The following is an 18,491-nucleotide window of genomic DNA, read 5'->3' as shown; positions in this document are numbered from 1 at the left end:
TCCGTGCCGCGGGTGACCGCGGCCGGTCAGGCCGCGGCGTCCACCCGGTCGACCAGGGCCTGGTGCTCGGCCGAACCGACCACCTCGAGCCCGGGCTGCGGGGTCCGGGCGCCGGCGATCCGCAGCGCGGTGACCCGGGTCGCGGCCTCGGCCAACCGGGCCGGGTCCAGGGATCCGTCCCGCACCGCGGTGACGACGCCCTGGTGGGCCGCCTCCGGGTCGACCGGCATCAACAGCAGGTCCTGCCCGGCCGACAACGCTTGCACAGCAGCGGCCGCCGAGTCGTAGCGGTCGGCCACCGGGTCCATCTCCAGGGCGTCGCTCACCGCGATCCCGCCGTAGCCCAGGCCCTGACAGCCGGCGACGTCTCCGGTGCCGCGCAGCAGCTGGGTGACGACCCGAGGGGACAGGCTGGTCGGCCCGAGTGCCCCGTCGACCGCGGGCAACCGGACGTGCCCGGTCATGACCATGGCCACGCCGGCGTCCACCGCAGCCCGGAACGGCGGGCGTTCGTGCTCGTTCCACTGCGCGCAGTCCTGGCCCAGGGTGGGCAGTGTCTGGTGGGTGTCGGCCGCGAGCGAGCCGATGCCCGGGAAGTGCTTGACCGTGGCTGCCACCCCGCCGGACTGGTAGCCGATCACGGCCGCCGCGGTGAGGGCGGCGACCCGGTCGGGGTCGGTGCCGTAGGAGCGGTCGCCGATGGAGGACGCCCCGGAGACCGGGAGCACGTCGGCGACCGGCGCGAAGTCGACGGTGATGCCGACCGCTCGCAGCTCGGCCGCGGCGGCGGCCGCGGTCTGCCGGGTCAGCTCGGCCGCCGTGGCCAGGTCGTCCACGGCACCGAGCTCGTCGGCGCCGGGGAAGGCGGTGAAGCCGTTCACCAGCCGGGCGACCGTGCCGTACTCCTGGTCGGTGGCGATCAGCGCCGGCGGTCGGCCCGCCAGCACCTGGGCCTGCACCGCGTCGGTGACCGCCCGCACCTGCGCGGGCGTGCCACCGGTGGTGCCGTCGACGACGCCGCGGCTGCCCATGAGGATGACGCCGCCCAGGTGCAGCCGCGCGACGAGGTCGGTGCCGACGGCGTGGGCCGAGTTGGCCATGATGACCGCGCCGGCCCGCTCCTCGTCCGTCATGCCGGCGACCAGCTCGGTGGCCGCGCGCAGGTCGTCGGCCGTGATCGGGCCGGGCCCGTCGGGGTCCGGTTCCGGGGTCGGCGCGGCGGTGGGCGTCGGCTCGGGGCTCGGCGGCGGGCTGGCCGTGGCGGTGGGCGCCGACGCGCCGGTCGACCGCCCGTCCAGCGACGAGGACACCGACGCCGACACCGACGAGGACGTCGACCGCGGCGCGGTCTCTGACACCGAGGACGGCGACATGACCGCCGTGCTGGCGGTGGTGCGGTCCTGAAGTGCATCGCCGGTGCCCGAGTCGCAGGCGGCGAGCAGTACCGCCGCGGCGGTCGCCGTCAGTACCGGCCGCCACCGCCGGGCCGCCGTCCGGCGGACGGAGCGGGCGGGTGGTCGGGTCATGGGCACTCCGTCATCTGCTGATTGGTCGGGTCGATGCCGTTGATGACCAGCCTGCCGTCCTGGTCGGCGAACAGGTACGTGAGGTCCCAGCTGATGCACGCGACCGGCAGGTCCGCCGGCGCGTACGCCGGGTGCTGCTGGGAGGCGAACCACACCCGGGCTCGCAGCGGCCGTTCCTGCACGTCGACGATCCGGATCGCCGAGTCGGCCGTGGTCGAGTAGCGCTCGGTCCACCACTCGGCCTGCTGGGCGGCGCGCTGGCCCGGAGCCACCGCGGACGCCCACCGCGACCAGTCCTGCTGGTTGATGCCGTCGAAGTAGTCCTGGAGCACGGCCTGGATCTCGGCGGACCGCGGGTGGTCGGCCGCCCCGGCTGCGGGATCGGTGAGCTCGACCGTGCCGCTGCCGTCCGGGACGGACGGCTCCCACGGGGCCACCGCGGCCGTCAGCGGCCGGTGCCCGAGCGTCCACGCGGTCGCGGCGCCGGCGACGGCGATCACGGCGACCACGGTCGCCAGGACGACGGTGAGTCGTGACACGCTGCACTGCACGGGTGACGGCCTCCGGAGGATCAGCACGGCGGGGCCGCCGGTGCGGATCCCGGAGTGGTGGACGCCGTCCCGGCCGGGGCGGTTGTCCCTCCGTCGGGCGATAGCACTGCGATCGAGGACACGCCGAGCGACACACCGCTGCCGCGGAACGATCGACATCGGGTACTGGACGGGTCGGTGGCCGAGTGTGCACAATGGTCAAGGAACATCACTGGCAGTGACAGCCAGGCCGGTCCGCCGGCCTGCAAGTCACGTCATGCATGGTCCGGGACACCCTGGCACCGCACGCCGCACTCGATCACCTCGTTGGGGAAGACGCAGGAGATCGAACGGAGGTGGACGGTGGTCACTCGCGGGGTGGTGTTCGTGCACGCGGCGCCGGCGGCGCTGTGCCCGCACGTCGAATGGGCAATCAGTGGCGTGCTCGGCGCACGGGTCACGCTCGCCTGGACGGCGCAGCCGGCTGCGCCGGGGCAGTTGCGCGCCGATGTGAGCTGGACCGGCGATGCCGGCACCGGCAACCGGCTGGCCCAGGCCCTGCGGACGTGGCCGATGCTGCGCTTCGAGGTGACTGAGGAGGCCAGTCCCGGCAACGACGGCGAGCGCATCTGCCACCTGCCGAACCGTCCCATCTGGCGTGCCCCCATGTCGGCCAACGGCGACGTGATGATCGGCGAGGACCAGGTCCGGGCCGTGCTGGACCGGGCGGACGGCTGGGAGTCGGCCCGGCACGCGCTGTCCGCGCTGCTGGGCGCCGACATCGACCGTGAGCTGGAGCCGTTCCGCCGCGCCGGCGAGGGCTCGGTCGTGACCTGGTTGCACCAGGTCGGCTGACCCGGGCGGGAACTACCAGCGGGGCGTCTCCCACAACGGTCCGTCCTGGGCACGGGACGACCAGCCGCCGGAGCGGCGGCTGTCGGCTCCGGCCAGCGGACCCAGCACGGCCAGGACGGCGAGCACGAGGACGATCAGCAGCAGAGTCATGCCGATGACACTGGCCCGGCCGATCCGACCAGTCCATCTGTTTGTTCTTCACCGAATTCGGTAGCGTTCCTGCATGCTCGATCTGCGGCGCCTGGAGATCCTCCGCGAACTCGACCGGTGCGGCACGGTGGCCGCCACTGCGGCCGCCGTGCACCTGACGCCGTCGGCGGTGTCCCAGCAGTTGGCCGCGCTGTCCCGCGAAGCCGGCACTCCCATGCTGGAGCCGGACGGGCGCCGGGTCCGGCTGACCGAAGCCGCCCGACTGCTGCTGGGTCACGCGCACGCGATCTTCACCCAGCTCGAGCACGCCCAGTCCGACCTGGCCGCCTTCCGGGACGGCGACGGTGGCACCGTCCGGCTCGGGTCGTTCCCGTCCGCCATCCCCGCGCTGGCCGTGCCGGTGCTGCGCCGGGTCGCGGCCACGTCCCGGTTGCGGGTCGAAGTGCGCGAGGTGCAGCCGGAAGAGGCGGCCGACGCCCTGCTGGGCCGACGGGTCGACGTCGCCCTGATGCTCACCGCCGGCGACCTGGACCCCACGGACGGCGACACCCGGCTGGCCAGCGAGCACCTGCTCGACGACGTGATGGACGTCGTGCTCCCCCTGGGACACCCGCTCGCCGATGACGACACCGTCGACCTGTCCTCGTTGACCGACGAGGACTGGATCCTCAACATCCCCGGAGTGCCCTGCTGGCAGATCACTCTCGCCGCCTGTGAGGCGGCCGGCTTCCGTCCGCAGGTCCGGCACATGGCCGACGAGTTCAGCGGCTCCATCGCCCTGGTCGCCGCCGGGGCCGGGGTGGCCCTGCTCCCCCGGCTGGCCCGGTCGGTGGCCGCACAGGCCCCCGTCGTCGTCCGGCCCGTGCGGGGCACCCGGCCGGTGCGCCGCATCGGCTCCCTGGTACGGGCGGGCACGCAGCTGCAGCCGCACATCGCGCCGGTGCTGGCCGCCCTGCGCGCGGTGGGCATCACGGCCGGCGACGAGGCTGCGCTGACAGCCGTCGGATCCTGAACGGTCTCCTGGGCGGCCCCGACCCGTGGCGGACGAAATCCTTGCCCGCGACCGGCTCTCGTCCGTCCGACGCGCCCGGGCCCGCCGGGGGTTGTTGACCAGCCGGTCGATGCATCCTACATTCGTGGCGTGCGTCACCTCCGGGTGTGCGCCATCTCCGTGTGATGATCGGCCGGATGCCCTGTGCGGCACGGCCGGCCGGTCGTCGGTCGCCCGGTGAACCCGCCGGTCGCGGCGCAGGTCCGGACCACCTTCCACCGACGTGAGGTGACGCGCCATGACGCTGGACGACGCCGTCCCTCGGCGCCGGCCCCCGATGCCGGCCCGCTGCCTCGCCGCCCACTCCGGCACCTCCACGCACTCCGGCACCTCCACGCACTCCGGCACCTCCACGCACTCCGGTACCACCACCCACGCCGCTGCCGAGCACCCCGCCTGACCCCTTCCCGAGGAGGACGACGATGTCCGCTGCCGAAACCGGTCCCGCAAGTCCCGAGGTCGCCGCGCGCGGCCTGCCCGACGAGGTCCCGGACGGCGGTGGTGCCGATCGGAGCCTCCCGACCGCGGTCGACGTCGTCATCGTCGGCGCCGGTTTCGCGGGCATGTACCTGTTGCACCGCTTCCGGGGCATGGGCATGTCGGCGCTGGTGTTCGAGGCCGGCACGGACGTGGGCGGCACCTGGTACTGGAACCGCTATCCGGGCGCCCGGGTCGACGTCGAGAGCCTGTCGTACTCCTACTCGTTCGACCCGGACCTCGAGCAGGAGTTCGAGTGGCGAGAGCGCTACCCCACCCAACCGGAGATCCTCGCCTACGCCCGTCACGTGGCGGACCGCTTCGACCTCCGGCGGGACATCGTGTTCCGAACCCGGATCACCGCGGCGCACTGGGACGCCGACGACGCACGCTGGACCGTGCGCACCGAACACGAGAACGCCGTCACGGCGCAGTACCTGGTGATGGCGTCCGGGTGTCTGTCGGCCTCGAAGCTGCCGGAGATCCCCGGCATCGACACCTTCAAGGGCGAGACCCACCACACCGCGCACTGGCCCCATGACGGCGTGGACTTCACCGACAAGCGGGTCGGCCTCATCGGCACCGGTTCCTCCGGCGTGCAGTCCATCCCGGTGATCGCCGCCCAGGCAGACGAGCTGACCGTGTTCCAGCGGACGCCGGCCTACAGCCTGCCCGCGCGCAACCGCGCACTGCGGACCGCCGAGATCACCGACATGAAGGCCAACTACCGGGCCTGGCGACAGGCCCAGAAGGAGTCCGGGTTCGGCGTACCGACGCCGACCGCCACCCGCTCGGCCCTCGAGGTGTCGGACGCCGAACGCAGCGCGATCTTCGAGCAGGCCTGGGAGAGCGGCAGTTTGGTCAACCTGCTGACCAGCTTCAACGACATCTCCACCAGTCAGGAGGCCAACGACACGGCCAAACGGTGGATCCACGACAAGATCATGTCCATCGTCAAGGACCCGCAGACCGCACAGGACCTGTGCCCGGACTACCCGGTCGGTACCAAGCGACCCTGCCTGGACACCGACTACTACGAGACGTACAACCAGGACCACGTGCACCTGGTGAACCTGCAGCGGGAGCCGCTGATCGAGGTGACCGAGCGGGGCATCCGGACCGCCGCCCGCGAGTACGAGTTCGACATCATCGTCTACGCCACCGGTTTCGACGCCATGACCGGCGCCCTGACCAACGTGGACATCCGCGGGCGGGACGGCGTCTCGCTCAAGGAGACCTGGCAGGCCGGTCCGCGCACCTACCTTGGCCTGGGCTCGGCCGGGTTCCCGAACCTGTTCATGATCACCGGACCGGGCAGCCCGTCGGTGCTCTCCAACATGGTCGTCTCCATCGAACAGCACGTCGACTGGGTGACAGACGCCATCGCGCACCTGCGCGCGCAGGGCCTGACCACCATGGAGGCGACCCCGGAGGCCCAGGATGCCTGGGTCGACCACGTCAACGAGATCGCCAGCCACACCCTCTATCCGCGGGCGAACTCCTGGTACATGGGCGCGAACGTCCCGGGCAAGGCCCGCGTCTTCATGCCCTACGCGGCCGGAGTCGGCGAGTACCGGAAGGTCTGCGACCGGGTCGCGGCCGACGGGTACGACGGCTTCGTGCTCAGCGCGTGACCGGCGGCCGACGATGCTGTCGACCGTGTTGTCGACCGCCGCCGCGAGCGACTTCTGGCCCGGCGGCTCAGGGCGTCCCGTCGTCGTGATGCCAGAGCGAGGCCTCGACCGCAGCCCGGTACTCGACGTAGATCTGCCGGTACCGGACGACCGCGCTGATCCGGTCGCCCGCCTCCAGCAGTTCGAGCGTCTCGCGGTAGCCGTCGATCCACGGTTGCCAGATGGGGCTGTCCGGGCCGAGCGACTGGAAGCGCAGCGAGCGGGCGACGACCAGGTCCACCAGCGACTGCAGCTCGCGGTTGCCGCCGGCCATGATCACGATGGTGCTGAAGTCCGCCCCGGACGCCCCGGCCGCCGGCACGTTGCCGGTCCGCAGCGCGTCGACGTACTCGGTGAACCGGAGCCGCATCTTGGCGATGTCGTCGTCGGTGAGATTGTCCACGCCCCGAGCGAAGCCGGTGCCGGCCAACAACTCCATCACGTCGACGAGCTCGAGCGCCTGCTTCTGGCTGAACCCGGCGACGGTGCGGGTGCGGTTGGGCGAGATGTCGATCAGCCCCTCGACGGCGAGCTGGGTGATCGCCTCCCGCACCGGGGTGATGCTCACGCCGAGCCGGCCGGCCAGCTCGGCGTCCTTGAGCAGCGTGCCCGGAGGCAGCGCTCCGGAGGCGATCTCGGCCCGGAGCCGCTGCGTCACCGCCTCCCGCCGCGTCGGCGGCACCTCGAACGACGACACGACCACACCCCCGTCCTCCCGCGGCCGCCGGCGCCGACGGTCGACGTCCCGATCCTGGACCCGATCCTGATCCTGCACCCCGACCCGAGTGAGTCCCCACGAACCCTGGAGAGCCATGTCGACTCGTGACCTGATCGATCCCGACAGCCGCATCCCGCTCGACGGCCTGCTGAGCGTGATGCCCGGCGGGTTCAACGCCATCGCTGACATCGTGGCCCGCCGGGCCACCGTGGACCAGATGTTGGCGTCCATGCCGGTGGTGGAGAACCCGAACGTGGCCAAGGAGGACCGGGCGGTACCCGGTCCGGCGGGCGACCCTGACGTGACCGTCCGCATCTCCCGGCCGAAGTCCGCCACCGGGACGCTGCCGGGCATCTACTACATCCACGGCGGTGGCATGGTGCTGGGCAGCGTGGCCGGGGAGGACGCCACGGCCAGCCGGTTGTGCGACGAGGTCGGCGCCGTCGTCGTCTCCGTCGAGTACCGGCTGGCCCCGGAGCACCCGCATCCCGCGCCGGTGGAGGACTGCTACGCCGGACTGGTCTGGACGGCGGAGCACGCCGCCGAGCTCGGCATCGATCCCGACCGACTGGCCGTCTACGGCGGGAGCGCGGGCGGTGGGCTGGCCCTCGGCGTCGCTCTGCTGGCCCGCGACCGGGGCGGCCCGGCGCTGCGATTCATGATGCCGATCTACCCGATGATCGACGACACCAACACCACGCCGTCGTCCCAGGAGATCGTCGACGTCGGCATCTGGGACCGGGCCGGCAATCTCGAGGCGTGGGCCTGGTACCTGGGCGGCAAACCGGCCGACCAGTACGCGGCACCGACCCGGGCCGCGGACCTGTCCGGCCTGCCGCCCGCCTTCATCGACGTCGGCACGGTGGACCTGTTCCGGGACGAGGACATCGCCTTCGCCCAGCGGCTCATGCAGGCCGGGGTGTCCTGCGAGCTGCACATCAACCCGGGCAGTTACCACGCGTCCGAGACGTTCGCCCCCGACGCCGCACTCACCCAGCGGATCTGGGCCATGCGCATCGACGCGCTGCGCCGTGCGTTGACCTGACTCGCTCGTCCGGGGGCGGCGGGCGCCCCCGGACGAGCGTTCGCAGCGGGTCAGGCTGGAACGGTCAGGCGACGCCGAACTCGGCCGGCGGCAACCCGACGGCGTGGCAGATGTCTCGTACGGCGCGCTGCTCGTCGGCGTCGAAGTTCCCGTCGGCCCCACCGACGATGACGCCGATCTGCACCACTGCCCGGGCCTGGTCGGGCTTGCTGCGCAGCTTGCCGACCGCCTGCAGCACCTCGATCTTGCCGAAGTCGTAGTCCTGGGTGAGCTTGCTGCAGTACCGGTCGAACGAGTCACGCAGCTGGCCGGCGTCGAACACCGAGAGCACGTCATTGCTGCCGATGAACGCGGCCGTCTTCTGCCGCTCCGCCGGATCGATGGTGCCGTCGGCAGCGGCGATCAGCGCGCACGTGGCCATGCTTGCCTCGGCGAAGTCCTTGGAGCGGAACTGTCCGACCTTGGTCTTGAGCTGGTCGCCCGCCAGGAGGCCCTTGCTCTTGAGGTTGTCCAGGAAACCCACGGAGTCCGTCCTTCCCTGCGGCTCCGGTCCGTCCGGCCGCAGGCTGCCAACGGGTGGGCGCCGGGACGGGTTCCCGTCGCAGTGATCGTCACCCGCAGCCCGGACGGACCGACGGTCACGCCCGGCCGGGGCTCCGGTGCGCCTGCCCCGTGGCGGCCCGACGCCCGGGCAGGATCGGCGCATGGCCGTCTCCCGACCACGCCGCGCCCGGGCGGCGCGCAAGCGTGCGGTGCGGATGGGCCGCGTCGAGCACGACCTGACGCCCAACCAGTGGGCGAGGCTGCTGGCCCTGTGGGGCGGCTGCGCGTATTGCGGCACACAGGGCGCCGCGCTGCAGCGCGACTGTGTGCTGGCCATCTCCCGCGGTGGCCGGTACACGGTGGGCAACGTCGTCCCGGCCTGCGCCTCGTGCAACGCCAGCAAGTGCAACGACGAGGTCACCGGCTGGCTGCGGCGCAAGCGGCTCGACGAGCAGACGTTCCTGACCCGGAACGCCCAGGTGCAGATCGCGCTGCGGGACCCGGCTGAGCCGGCCTGAGCCGTCCGGTCCGGGTCCGGCGGACCGACCTCGCTGTGAGCGCGGTGAGAGCGATCCTCGAGACTGTCGTGCGTCGGCGCAGCCGCTGTTCGACGCGCTCACCGTGCCCAAGGAATACATCCTCTTCACCAACGCCGAGGGCGCCGGCGAGCACGACGAGGGCGGCGCCGCGGTGCTGTGGGCGCAGCGGATCTACGACTGGCTGGACGAGACGATGGGCCGCTGATCGGTGGCCGTCCCGGTGCGGTCGGCCGGGGCGGCGGGGCGGGAGGGGACCGCGACGTCGACAGCGTCGACGGTGGCCATCGCGAGGGCGGCCGGTGCGAGCCCGGCCATGCGCGCGGCGCTCGCCCGGTGGCGGTCGAACTCCGCTCCCCCAGCTCGGCGCGCAGGGTGGCCAGACGCGGCGCGGTCCCGGGGTGCCACGGCCAGCTGCGCCCGGGATCTCGCTCCAGGCCGCGGACACCGCGTCCGCCCGGGCGGCTCGTCGAACTGACCGGCGTGCAGCAGATGGGTCCCGCGGGACTCGAAGGAGTCGGCAACGTTTCCGCCTGCCCAGTCCGACCTGGGCGCGCAGCACCGCGTCGCTGTGCCGTACTCCGGCCGGACCGTCACCGGCGAGCTGGGCGGCGATGGACCGGGTCGCCTCCGCGAACAGCACGGCGAGACCGTTGCCGACCAGCGTGTTGTCGGTCACCACGGCGGCCGCCAGCGCCTGGGTCCATCACGGCGGTCGCCGCCGGGGCCGACTCGACCACGTCGTCGCCGAACGCACAGCAGGTCACCACCACCACCACCACCAGCAGCAGCAGCAGCAGCAGCCGGGCAGCGTCACGGGTGGCGTCCGGCGGCGGGTCGGCCAGCACCGGCACCGCGCGGGCGAGGCTGGCGACGCGACGAAAGGACCGAAGGCCGTCGCTACCTCGGCCTGGACGTCCTGGCCCGCTGCCGCATGCGGCCCGTCACCACCAGCACGGAGGTGACCGACCAGACCACCGTCCCGGCGCTCAGCACCTGACCCCAACCGAAGATCCCGCGGCAACCGTCACACACCACGCCACCGGACTTGACCTGGTGGGCTGGGCAGCTGTGCGGATTCAACAGCCCAGCCCTCAACGCTGATCGTCGCCGGGTCCGATCAAGCGCCGTAGCCACGTGGTGCCCCGCCACCGGCACACTCACACCCTCCGGACTGGCAGTTCTTCCGCGGGGCGGCGGGGCGCCACCATCGGACGGGACGGCCCGGGGGGATGGGATCGGTGGTCGACCGGGTCGGGTGGGCCGCCGGTGGTGGCCAGGGCCCAGGCGATGTCCCGCACTTTGACGTTCAGCGTCTGCGACAGGCGGGCCAGTTCGGTGAACGCCTGCTCGGCGGTGATCTTGCCGCGTTCCATCAGAATGCCCTGCGCCTGACCGATCAGGTTGCGGGTGTCCATCGCGGTCCGCAGGTCCTGCTGCTGCTGGCGAGCCTGCAGCGCGATGGCCGCGTGGCTGGCCACCAACACCGCGATCTGCTTGTCGTCCTCATCGAAGGCGCCCGCGCGCCGGGCGTACAGGTTCACGGCCCCCAACTCGCGGCCTGGCACTGACAATGGCACCGCCAGCATCGAGGCGACCCCCAGCGCCGCCGCCCGCAGCCCGAAACCGGCCCACCGGTCGTCACCAGCAAGGTCCGCGCTGTCGATGATGGCCTGTTCCCGGATGGCCTGCAGACACGGGCCCTGGCGCAATTCGTACTGCAGCTCATCAATGCGGGTCACCACCCCATCGGTGACCGCCGGCGAGGTGGCCACCCCACCGCGCATCAGCGTGATTCCGGCGTGATCGGCCCCGGCGACCGCCTCCACCGCCGCGTGCACGATCCGCAGCACCGTGGCCTGTACATCCGGCTCGGCCTGCAACCCGCGAGCCACGGCACTGAGCGCACGCGCCAGCTCCCACCGATCCACAGCCGCCCCGTTGCGGCGATACGTCGGCCCGACCGTCAGGCCCTGGCCGCCAGACTCCACATCATTGATCTCCGCCATCACCGGCACCTCCATCACGACGAAGCACACACCCGAGCCGCCGCTACGGCACCCAACTTTCCGTGAATCGGTGCACGGGACATCATGACGCGCCGTCGAGCGGAGCCCGACCTGGTTCTCCGGACAACACCGACGTGCCGATCACGGCGCGCTGACGGTGTTGACCTGCAACGGTCTGAGGTAGCGAGCTGACATGCCTTCTGCGCTTCGTCGGGTGCATCCCCGCTTGAGTCACCGCCCGCACCCCAGGCCCCTGTCAGGAAGCCGTGGCGGCATGGCCGGGCGCGGCGGGCGGGTCGATCTGGTGGTTGTCGTACCACCGGTCCGGGTCCCACTGGTCGGTCGATCCACCGAGGAACCCCCCACGGAGGCCGGGTCGCGCTCGTGGTGGGGGTGGACCTGAGCGCGGGCCTGACCGTCGTGTTGGTGTCGGTGGCCGAGCGCATGGCGTACGCCCTGGTGGCCGGGATGGATCCGCCGTACGGCCCCACGGCCCGGATGTCGGTGGGGCCTGTTCAGTCGTTCCAGGTCGTCGCGGCCCGGGAGCGGCGCTGCCGTCCGGGCGCGGCAGCCTTCCACGACGGCCCTGCAAGACCCTCGCCGACATCGAACACGCCAGGTCTGGACAGGTTGAATCGCCTGGACGAGGCGATCCACCCGGTCGGCGGCATCCAGGCGGGCCGGGCGACCGAGATGGCTCGCCTCCAGAACGCACGATCGACGGCTCGCTCCCCGACGATGATCCGAGACAGGAGGTCCGAAGGCAGGACGGCCCTGAGTCAACTGGACTTCGAGCTGTCCTCAGAAGCGCCATGTCGTCTCAGGAACCGTCGTTCGGAATCACCAACCGGTCGAGGCCGACCTTCACTGTCGGTCAACACGATCACTGCTCGAAGTGACGCCGAGACAGCGCCGTTGCTCAGTACGTTGTACCGCAATGTGAATGAGGTCCTACCGATGCGCTCGACGCACATCTCCACATCAACCGATGCGGTCCCGTACCCAATAGGTCGGAGATAGTCACACTCGACGCGTGCCACGACAAACCCTCGGTCGAGCACATCTACGCCGCACTCGTCACGCCACAGGCTCATGAAATGGATGCGATGCTGCTCGCAGTAGCGCACGAAGTGAACATGGTTGACATGACCGAACACATCGTGATCGGCGAACCGAACCTCGACCGGGATGCTCAGCGAGAATTCCAGCACTGCTTCAGACATCGTCACTCTCCGATTCCGTTGATCGACCCCGTGCATTTGCTCAGCAGTAGCTTCGCGCGAGGATCCGGAGAAGCCAGATCACGCGCGTCAGTCGGTTGCCCTTCGCTCATGGATACCCACTGCGCTTCGGCTGGGACGGGCAGCATGACAATCTTCCACATCGGGGCTGCGCTGATCGCGCCTCCGTGAGCACCAGGCAGCCGTCCCGTGACGGCGACAGAGTCGAACGGAACCGGAACGGGTGAGGATACCGGAACAAGACTGCCACTGTTCCAGCCGCTACCGAATGGGCTCCGATATGTATGGACATGGCACTGCAACCCATGGCGCGCGCCCCAGAAGCGACCACCAGCACGCCCCATCGGCAGTCCTTCATGTCCGCAGCACTTCGTCGTCGCCCGACGTCTCGCTCCGGTGGGCTTCTGTCGTCAGGCGCTTCGACTGATGTCCGACGCCCCCGGATCCACGTCGGTCGAACCACGGCCGGGAATGCCGGCCGGCTCGACCAGTCTCATGGCCATGTCGCCGAAGTGGTAAGCGACCTGGGCCATGGACAGGTTGAGCGCAGATTGCGCGGCTGACTGCGTTCCCATGCTGAGCAAGGTCGGTACGAGCAGCTCGACCGACGCCACCCGGAAGTGACCGCTGGCACAGCCGCGGTTGATCAAGGCAAGCCAAGAATCTTCGTACTGGGCGATGCGATCGGTGACAACCCCACGAGGTTGTTCGTCGAGGTGGTGCACTTCCAGGGCGAGCACGCGAATGAAATGCGGGTGCTGGGCTTGGAACAGCACCTTCGCTTCCACGGCTCGCCGGAGTTGCAGCTCGACGTCGGGGGTGGAGCTGATGGCCTGGAACTGGGCGTCCACCAACCCGTCGAGGGCGCTGTCGATGATGGCGCGCAAGACGTCGGCTTTGGAGTGCACCCGGTTGTACAGGCTGGGAGCATGCAGTCCTACGGCGTCGGCGATGTCTCTCATGCTGGTGCCCCGGTATCCGCGGTCGGCGAACAGTTGGGCCGCTGCTTCCACGACCTGCTGGTACTTCGTCGAGCCGGTCACGTGACCGAGGGGGTGGTAGGGCGCCCCAGATGCTTTCTCTGCCATGTCCTTTCGCCTCCCTGCAACGTCCGGTGCGACCGCTTGAGCGGCGGAGTCAGCTGAGCCGCTCAATGGCCATGGCCATGCCCATGCCACCGGCCACACACGCTGATGCGACGCCGATCTCGCTGTCGGTCCAGCGCAGTCCGTTGATCAGCGTCGAGGTGATCCGGGCTCCGGTCATCCCGAACGGGTGTCCGATGGCGATGGCGCCGCCATTCACGTTCAGGCGATCCATCGGAAGCTCGAGTTCCTGGGCACACGCCACCACCTGGACGGCGAACGCTTCGTTGATCTCGAACAGGTCGACGTCGTCCACGGTCATGCCGCTGCGCTGCAAGACACGCTGGATGGCCGCGACGGGACCGTAGCCCATGATCTCTGGAGACAGGGCGGTCACGGATGTCGCGATGATCCGCGCCAGCGGGGTGAGCCCGAGGTCCCGCGCCTTGGTGTCGCTCATGACGATCAGCGCTGCGGCGCCGTCGTTGAGTGGGCAGGCATTGCCGGCGGTGACGGTGCCGTCCGGTCGGAACACCGGCGTGAGCCCAGCGACGGCGTCGAGCGTGACGCCGGCACGGGGGCTGTCGTCGCCGGTGACCACCGTGCCGTCCGGCAGCGTGATCGGGCTGATGTCCGTGGCCCAGAATCCCGCTGCGATGGCACGTTCCGCCCGGTTCTGGCTCCTGACGGCGTACTCGTCCTGTTCCCGACGCGAGATTCCCGTCAGCTGTTGGATGTTCTCGGCGGTCTGCCCCATCGAAAGGTACACGTCCGGCAGCGACTGCTCGGTCCTCGGATCCACCCATGTGGAGGCGCCTGCTGTTGTTCGCTGAGCCGATCGCGCCTGGGCGGGGGCGAACACCGGGTTGGTGAGCTCCACGCCGGGGATCGCATCACTGCTGCCCTTGACGAAGCTGCTGACCACTTCGACTCCGGCTGAGAGGTAGGCGTCGCCCTCGCCGGCCTTGATCGCGTGCAGGGCCATCCGGGTGGTCTGCAGCGAGGACGCGCAGTACCGCGTGATCGTCGTGCCCGGCAGGTGGTCGTACCCCAGCATGACCGCAACGGTGCGTCCCAGGTTGGATCCCTGCTCGCCCCCCGGCAGCCCACAGCCGAGCAGGAGGTCATCGATGTCCCGCGGGTCGAGCTGCGGTACCTGGTCGAGTACGGCCCGGATCACCTGGACGGTCAGGTCGTCGGCTCGCACGGACCGCAGCGAGCCCTTGTTGGCTCGTCCGATCGGCGAGCGCGCCGCGGCAACGATCACGGCTTCGGCCATCACCACTCCTGGTCGGTCGGGACTTCACGATTCGATGTGGCGGCGGGGTCGAGTCGGCATGCTCGTCCGGCACCTGCCGTGATGGTCGACGGGTCGACACCGGTGATCACTCGACCGTGCTCGCCATCTCGGAATTCTCGATCACCGCGTCCTGCATCCGCACGGTCGTGTCCGCGAGCAGGTTCGGGTCCACCGCCGATCCGGCGCTGATCAACCGTCGCGCGACCACGTGCTCCCCCGGCTTGCTGACACTCTCGGCCCACACCAGCCGGCCGTCGCGCAGGTACAAGAGGGAGAATCCGCCCGCTTCCGGGTCGCCACGGAGGACGACCTCGTCGTGGTCCTGCGCCAAGCCGGCCATCTGCAGCTTGAGGTCGTACTGGTCTGACCAGAACCACGGGACCGCGTCGTACGGACGACTGAGATCGCCCGTGATCGTCCTGGCGGCCACCGTGGCCTGGTCGATCGCGTTCTGCACGGAGGTCAGCACCCTGGAGTGACCGGCGAGGTCACGGTGCTGGGCGCAATCCCCGGCCGCCAGGACATTCGGCTGTGTCGTCTGAGCGAACTCGTCGACCAGGATGCCGAGCCCCATGCCAAGGCCCAGGTCGACTCCGAGGTCGGTCGTCGGCACCGCACCGATCCCCACGACGATCAGCGACGCCGGGATGGATTCACCGGTGGTGAGCAGGACACCGCCGGCCTCACCCGGCGTCCCCTCGATGATCTCGGAGACCGAGGAGTTCAGTCGTACGTCGACCCCGCGGGCGCGGTGCTGCCGGAGGAAGAAGTCCGCGACCCGCGGGGACACCGCGCGTCCCATCAGCCCGGCCGTCGCCTCGACGAGGGTGACGGTCTTGCCCAGGGCAGCGGCGGTGGCCGCGAGCTCCAGCCCGATGAACCCACCACCGAGGACCACGACGTCCTCGACGCCGTTGAACGAGGTGGCGATCGCGACCGCGTCCTCGACGCTGCGCAGGGTCAGCACGTTCCGCAGTCGCGCTCCCGGGCCGGGGAACGGCCGAGGATGAGACCCGGTCGTGAGCACCAGGTGCTCGAACGGATACCGCCGCCCCAGGTGTCCGACGGCCGACCGGGCCGACCTGTCGATCTCGACGATCCGATCCCCGGTGATCACCTCGATGTCCCGCTCGGTGTAGAAGGACTCGACCCGAAGCGCCAGCTGGTCGACCGTCGTCCTGCCGGTGACGAATCCCTTGGACAGCGGCGGCCGTTGGTACGGCAGGTGTTGTTCCTCGCCGATGAGGGTGATCGCTTCGGAGTACCCGTGCTCACGCAGCGAGGCGGCCGTCTGCATGCCGGCCTGGCAGGCGCCGACGATGACGACGCCGCTCACATCTGGCTCTCAGGGACCTCGATGCGGACGCCGTCGGTCTCGTCCGACATGGTCAGCTGGCACGACAGGCGACTGTTGGGCAGTCGCTCGCATGCCGTTGTGTCGAGCAGTTCGTCCTCGAACGACCCGACCGGAGCGAACCGGCCCTGCAGCCGCTCCTCGACGTACACATGGCAGGTCGCGCAGGAACAGGCACCGCCGCAGTCAGCGACGATGCCCTCGATCCCGTGCTGTTGCGCCGCCATCATGACGCTGGTGCCGGGCTCGACGTCCACCTGCTGTTCGGTGCCGTCGGGCTCCACGAAGAAGATGCTGGGCATTCGACGCTGCTTCCTGGGTTGACCGGTCGTCTGGCGACCTCGACGGGCATGGGTCATCACGGCTGCGCTGCACGGCCGACGAGGCGGTGCCGCAGCATCCTGCGGGCGAGTACGTGCGGGTTCAGGCGGGCCGCGGAGCGGTGGCCGCCTCCGCCCCGGGATGGCCGAGGTCGGGACAGCTGTCCGCGTGGGCGTCCCGATCGAGACGGACGAGGTCCATCGCGAACTCGACGTAGATCTGGGCGATCTCCTCGGCGGAGTGGTCGCCCGTACTGCGGAACCATTGACTGACTCCGAGGCCCATGGCCACGAGGCTGAACGACGCGAACTTCACGGAGCCCTGCAGGAAGTAGCCCTTGGAGTGGCCGCGCGACAGGATCGCCTCCAAGGACCGGGCGTACTGGTCTCGCTGGTCGTGCACGACCTGCATGCGTTCGTCGGTCAGGTGCCGCCACTGGGTGTTGCCGATCCGTGCCTCGCCCCGGTGGTGCGCGAGATACTTGACGTGGTTGGTCATGAACACCTCGAGCTGAGCGACCGGACACGCACTGACCGCCTCGGCGCGGGCGGCGTTGCCGAGGATGTCGCCCATCGTGCGCGAGATGATCTTCCACAGCATCTCCTCCTTGGAAGATGTGTGGTTGTAGATCGCGGCCGGGCTGACCCCGACCTCGGCGGCCAGGTCGCGGATCGAGACGCCGACGAATCCGTATTTCGCGAACAGCCGTACGGTCGCACGCTCGATCGCGTCAGCCGAACTGCGTCTGGCCATCTCTCACCAACCAAGGAAGGGGAAGGGGCGGTGCTGGATCAGTGTCGCTCGGTGCGACCAGGAAGAGCGTTGCGCATTCGTTCCGCCGACATCGCGTCGCTCACACGCCGGCCGACCGGGGGACACCGCGCTCGACGCGATAGCGCTCGGTCGCGGCGGCCTGGGACTTGGCCGTCGCCTCGACGCCGGCACCCTTGAGGTCGAGCAACCGCCGGTAACTGGCGTCGATCGGCTCGATGGCCCCGGTGAAGTGAGGCATCACCCGCTCCGCGAACAGCTCGTAACTGCGCACGGTCGCGCTGTGCGAAGCGTAGTCAGCCCCCTGCAGCAAGTAGGTGCCGTAGCCACCGGACTTCTCCTGCAGCCGCTTGAGCTGGGCGACGGCCATGTCTGGAGTGCCGATCACTCCCTTGCCGGTCGCGTTCATGGTGTCGACCAACTCGCTGATGTCGGTGAAGTCACCCGTCGTGGTCGGTGAGACGTGCTTCATGTAGTTCATCAGCCACAGGAAGCCGTGCTCCATGTTCTTCTTGGCCTGCTCGAGGCTCTCGGCGATGTGCATCGGGCCCATCAACCGCCAGGTCGACCGGTCGGCGGGCTGACCGTACTCACGCGCCTCGGTCTCCAGCACGTCCCAGTGCGTGGCCAGCCGGTCGACGGCGGCGGGATCGGTCGCGGCCAGCGACAGCAGGCTCAGCCCGAGGCGCCCCGCGAGCTTGGGGCCGGTGGGTGAGATCACCGCGGTGACGGCGATGTCGAACTTGGAGTAGGGACGCAGCTGCAGCGCACCCTCCCGGAGGGTGAACCAGTCGGACTCGTGGGTGACGGTCTCGCCGGCGAACAGCCGCAGCATCACGCCGAGCGCCTCCTCCATCCGATCGCGCTGCGTCGCCGGATCGATGCCGAGCATGGCGGCGTCCTGGAGGAGCTGACCGGGTCCGACACCGAGCATGACTCGGCCACGGGTCATGTGGTCCAACTGGACGATCCGGTCGGCCAGCACGAACGGATGGTGGTAGGGCAGGGACGACACGCCGGTGCCGAGCATGATCTGCTTGGTCCGCTCGGCCGCGGCCGCGATCATCAGCTCAGGAGAGGCGATGGTCTCCACGCCACTGGAGTGGTGCTCCCCGAACCAGACCTCGTGGAAGCCGAGGGCATCGAGGTGGTCGACCAGCTCGAGGTCACGACGCATCGCCAACGTCGGATTGATGCCGACCAGGTGGTACGGACCGAGGAAGACGCCGAAGCGCATACCTTCCGCCTTCGCGAACCCCATGTTCCAGTCTCCTCACGGCACGCCCGGTGACCACCCACGCTGGCG

20 protein-coding genes are annotated in these 18,491 nt (G+C 70.2%); 7 read left to right on the top strand and 13 right to left on the bottom strand.

What is annotated here, in order from left to right; translation table 11 throughout:
* Positions 1-26: 26 nt before the first annotated feature.
* Both JL106_RS00365 and JL106_RS00360 read right to left on the bottom strand, forming a co-directional pair.
* Positions 27-1,526 (bottom strand): glycoside hydrolase family 3 protein, encoded by a 1,500-nt coding sequence (locus JL106_RS00365; protein WP_205258685.1) that lies wholly within the window; start codon positions 1,524-1,526, stop codon positions 27-29.
* Positions 1,523-2,065, bottom strand: coding sequence for a hypothetical protein (locus JL106_RS00360; RefSeq protein ID WP_205258684.1), 543 nt, complete (start codon positions 2,063-2,065; stop codon positions 1,523-1,525). Before JL106_RS00360 ends, JL106_RS00365 begins: the two co-directional genes overlap by 4 nt.
* A gap of 354 nt (positions 2,066-2,419) precedes the next feature.
* Here JL106_RS00360 and JL106_RS00355 point away from each other — a divergent pair, with 354 nt between their 5' ends.
* The gene (locus tag JL106_RS00355; protein WP_205258813.1) at positions 2,420-2,911 is read left to right on the top strand and encodes a DUF3145 domain-containing protein; all 492 of its coding nucleotides are present in this window, start codon (positions 2,420-2,422) and stop codon (positions 2,909-2,911) included.
* Positions 2,912-2,923: 12 nt separating this feature from the next.
* Here the strand turns inward: JL106_RS00355 and JL106_RS00350 are convergent, their stop codons facing one another.
* A complete protein-coding gene (locus tag JL106_RS00350) occupies positions 2,924-3,061 on the bottom strand; it encodes a hypothetical protein (RefSeq protein ID WP_205258683.1) in 138 nt (45 codons plus the stop codon).
* A 73-nt stretch (positions 3,062-3,134) separates the two neighbouring features.
* Between JL106_RS00350 and JL106_RS00345 the strand changes: the two genes are divergently transcribed.
* The 3 genes from JL106_RS00345 (at position 3,135) to JL106_RS00335 (ending at position 6,223) form a co-directional block, all read left to right on the top strand.
* Positions 3,135-4,073: a LysR family transcriptional regulator gene (locus JL106_RS00345; protein ID WP_205258682.1), complete on the top strand. Its 939-nt coding sequence runs from the start codon at positions 3,135-3,137 to the stop codon at positions 4,071-4,073.
* A 277-nt stretch (positions 4,074-4,350) separates the two neighbouring features.
* Complete coding sequence (locus tag JL106_RS00340; RefSeq protein ID WP_205258681.1) at positions 4,351-4,512, top strand: hypothetical protein; 162 nt, start codon at positions 4,351-4,353, stop codon at positions 4,510-4,512.
* A gap of 22 nt (positions 4,513-4,534) precedes the next feature.
* Positions 4,535-6,223 (top strand): flavin-containing monooxygenase, encoded by a 1,689-nt coding sequence (locus JL106_RS00335; protein ID WP_205258680.1) that lies wholly within the window; start codon positions 4,535-4,537, stop codon positions 6,221-6,223.
* Between the two features lie 67 nt (positions 6,224-6,290).
* Here JL106_RS00335 and JL106_RS00330 read toward each other — a convergent pair whose 3' ends face one another.
* Entirely contained in the window at positions 6,291-6,959 is a 669-nt protein-coding gene (locus tag JL106_RS00330) for a GntR family transcriptional regulator (RefSeq protein ID WP_205258679.1), read from the bottom strand.
* A 115-nt stretch (positions 6,960-7,074) separates the two neighbouring features.
* Between JL106_RS00330 and JL106_RS00325 the strand changes: the two genes are divergently transcribed.
* Positions 7,075-8,025 (top strand): alpha/beta hydrolase, encoded by a 951-nt coding sequence (locus JL106_RS00325; RefSeq protein ID WP_205258678.1) that lies wholly within the window; start codon positions 7,075-7,077, stop codon positions 8,023-8,025.
* Between the two features lie 64 nt (positions 8,026-8,089).
* On the opposite strand, the gene JL106_RS00320 is transcribed toward JL106_RS00325, so the two are convergent.
* On the bottom strand, positions 8,090-8,548 hold the full coding sequence (locus JL106_RS00320) for a tellurite resistance TerB family protein (RefSeq protein ID WP_205258677.1): 459 nt from the start codon (positions 8,546-8,548) through the stop codon (positions 8,090-8,092).
* A gap of 181 nt (positions 8,549-8,729) precedes the next feature.
* Here JL106_RS00320 and JL106_RS00315 point away from each other — a divergent pair, with 181 nt between their 5' ends.
* Entirely contained in the window at positions 8,730-9,086 is a 357-nt protein-coding gene (locus JL106_RS00315) for an HNH endonuclease (RefSeq protein ID WP_205258676.1), read from the top strand.
* A gap of 103 nt (positions 9,087-9,189) precedes the next feature.
* Positions 9,190-9,312, top strand: coding sequence for a hypothetical protein (locus JL106_RS21360; RefSeq protein ID WP_268927878.1), 123 nt, complete (start codon positions 9,190-9,192; stop codon positions 9,310-9,312).
* Positions 9,313-10,264: 952 nt separating this feature from the next.
* Here JL106_RS21360 and JL106_RS00310 read toward each other — a convergent pair.
* The 8 genes from JL106_RS00310 to JL106_RS00275 all read right to left on the bottom strand — a co-directional run bounded on the left by JL106_RS00310 (position 10,265) and on the right by JL106_RS00275 (position 18,446).
* Positions 10,265-11,128 (bottom strand): GAF and ANTAR domain-containing protein, encoded by an 864-nt coding sequence (locus tag JL106_RS00310; RefSeq protein ID WP_205258675.1) that lies wholly within the window; start codon positions 11,126-11,128, stop codon positions 10,265-10,267.
* Positions 11,129-11,892: 764 nt separating this feature from the next.
* Positions 11,893-12,336: an acyl-CoA thioesterase gene (locus JL106_RS00305; RefSeq protein WP_205258674.1), complete on the bottom strand. Its 444-nt coding sequence runs from the start codon at positions 12,334-12,336 to the stop codon at positions 11,893-11,895.
* A 428-nt stretch (positions 12,337-12,764) separates the two neighbouring features.
* Positions 12,765-13,397 (bottom strand): TetR/AcrR family transcriptional regulator, encoded by a 633-nt coding sequence (locus JL106_RS00300; protein ID WP_205258673.1) that lies wholly within the window; start codon positions 13,395-13,397, stop codon positions 12,765-12,767.
* Between the two features lie 94 nt (positions 13,398-13,491).
* Entirely contained in the window at positions 13,492-14,718 is a 1,227-nt protein-coding gene (locus JL106_RS00295; protein ID WP_205258672.1) for an acetyl-CoA C-acetyltransferase, read from the bottom strand.
* A gap of 106 nt (positions 14,719-14,824) precedes the next feature.
* A complete protein-coding gene (locus JL106_RS00290; protein WP_205258671.1) occupies positions 14,825-16,075 on the bottom strand; it encodes an NAD(P)/FAD-dependent oxidoreductase in 1,251 nt (416 codons plus the stop codon).
* Positions 16,072-16,395, bottom strand: a complete 324-nt coding sequence (locus JL106_RS00285; RefSeq protein ID WP_205258670.1) for a 2Fe-2S iron-sulfur cluster-binding protein — start codon at positions 16,393-16,395, stop codon at positions 16,072-16,074. Before JL106_RS00285 ends, JL106_RS00290 begins: the two co-directional genes overlap by 4 nt.
* 121 nt (positions 16,396-16,516) lie before the next feature.
* Positions 16,517-17,167 carry a TetR/AcrR family transcriptional regulator gene (locus JL106_RS00280; RefSeq protein WP_205258669.1) on the bottom strand — a complete coding sequence of 217 codons (651 nt, stop codon included), beginning with the start codon at positions 17,165-17,167 and terminating at the stop codon, positions 16,517-16,519.
* Positions 17,168-17,267: 100 nt separating this feature from the next.
* On the bottom strand, positions 17,268-18,446 hold the full coding sequence (locus JL106_RS00275; protein ID WP_205258668.1) for an LLM class flavin-dependent oxidoreductase: 1,179 nt from the start codon (positions 18,444-18,446) through the stop codon (positions 17,268-17,270).
* Positions 18,447-18,491: the final 45 nt, after the last annotated feature.

This window comes from Nakamurella leprariae, from assembly GCF_016918035.1.
Lineage (GTDB): Bacteria > Actinomycetota > Actinomycetes > Mycobacteriales > Nakamurellaceae > Nakamurella > Nakamurella leprariae.
This window is presented reverse-complemented; position numbering and strand designations above follow the sequence as displayed.

What these genes read in the sequence shown, in the direction of transcription:
- JL106_RS00365 (WP_205258685.1), bottom strand. Translation starts at nt 1,526, where the DNA reads ATGACCCGACCACCCGCCCGCTCCGTCCGCCGGACGGCGGCCCGGCGG.
- JL106_RS00350 (WP_205258683.1), bottom strand. Translation starts at nt 3,061, where the DNA reads ATGACTCTGCTGCTGATCGTCCTCGTGCTCGCCGTCCTGGCCGTGCTG.
- JL106_RS00345 (WP_205258682.1), top strand. Translation starts at nt 3,135, where the DNA reads ATGCTCGATCTGCGGCGCCTGGAGATCCTCCGCGAACTCGACCGGTGC.
- JL106_RS00340 (WP_205258681.1), top strand. Translation starts at nt 4,351, where the DNA reads ATGACGCTGGACGACGCCGTCCCTCGGCGCCGGCCCCCGATGCCGGCC.
- JL106_RS00335 (WP_205258680.1), top strand. Translation starts at nt 4,535, where the DNA reads ATGTCCGCTGCCGAAACCGGTCCCGCAAGTCCCGAGGTCGCCGCGCGC.
- JL106_RS00325 (WP_205258678.1), top strand. Translation starts at nt 7,075, where the DNA reads ATGTCGACTCGTGACCTGATCGATCCCGACAGCCGCATCCCGCTCGAC.
- JL106_RS00315 (WP_205258676.1), top strand. Translation starts at nt 8,730, where the DNA reads ATGGCCGTCTCCCGACCACGCCGCGCCCGGGCGGCGCGCAAGCGTGCG.
- JL106_RS00310 (WP_205258675.1), bottom strand. Translation starts at nt 11,128, where the DNA reads ATGGAGGTGCCGGTGATGGCGGAGATCAATGATGTGGAGTCTGGCGGC.
- JL106_RS00305 (WP_205258674.1), bottom strand. Translation starts at nt 12,336, where the DNA reads ATGTCTGAAGCAGTGCTGGAATTCTCGCTGAGCATCCCGGTCGAGGTT.
- JL106_RS00295 (WP_205258672.1), bottom strand. Translation starts at nt 14,718, where the DNA reads ATGGCCGAAGCCGTGATCGTTGCCGCGGCGCGCTCGCCGATCGGACGA.
- JL106_RS00285 (WP_205258670.1), bottom strand. Translation starts at nt 16,395, where the DNA reads ATGCCCAGCATCTTCTTCGTGGAGCCCGACGGCACCGAACAGCAGGTG.
- JL106_RS00280 (WP_205258669.1), bottom strand. Translation starts at nt 17,167, where the DNA reads ATGGCCAGACGCAGTTCGGCTGACGCGATCGAGCGTGCGACCGTACGG.
- JL106_RS00275 (WP_205258668.1), bottom strand. Translation starts at nt 18,446, where the DNA reads ATGGGGTTCGCGAAGGCGGAAGGTATGCGCTTCGGCGTCTTCCTCGGT.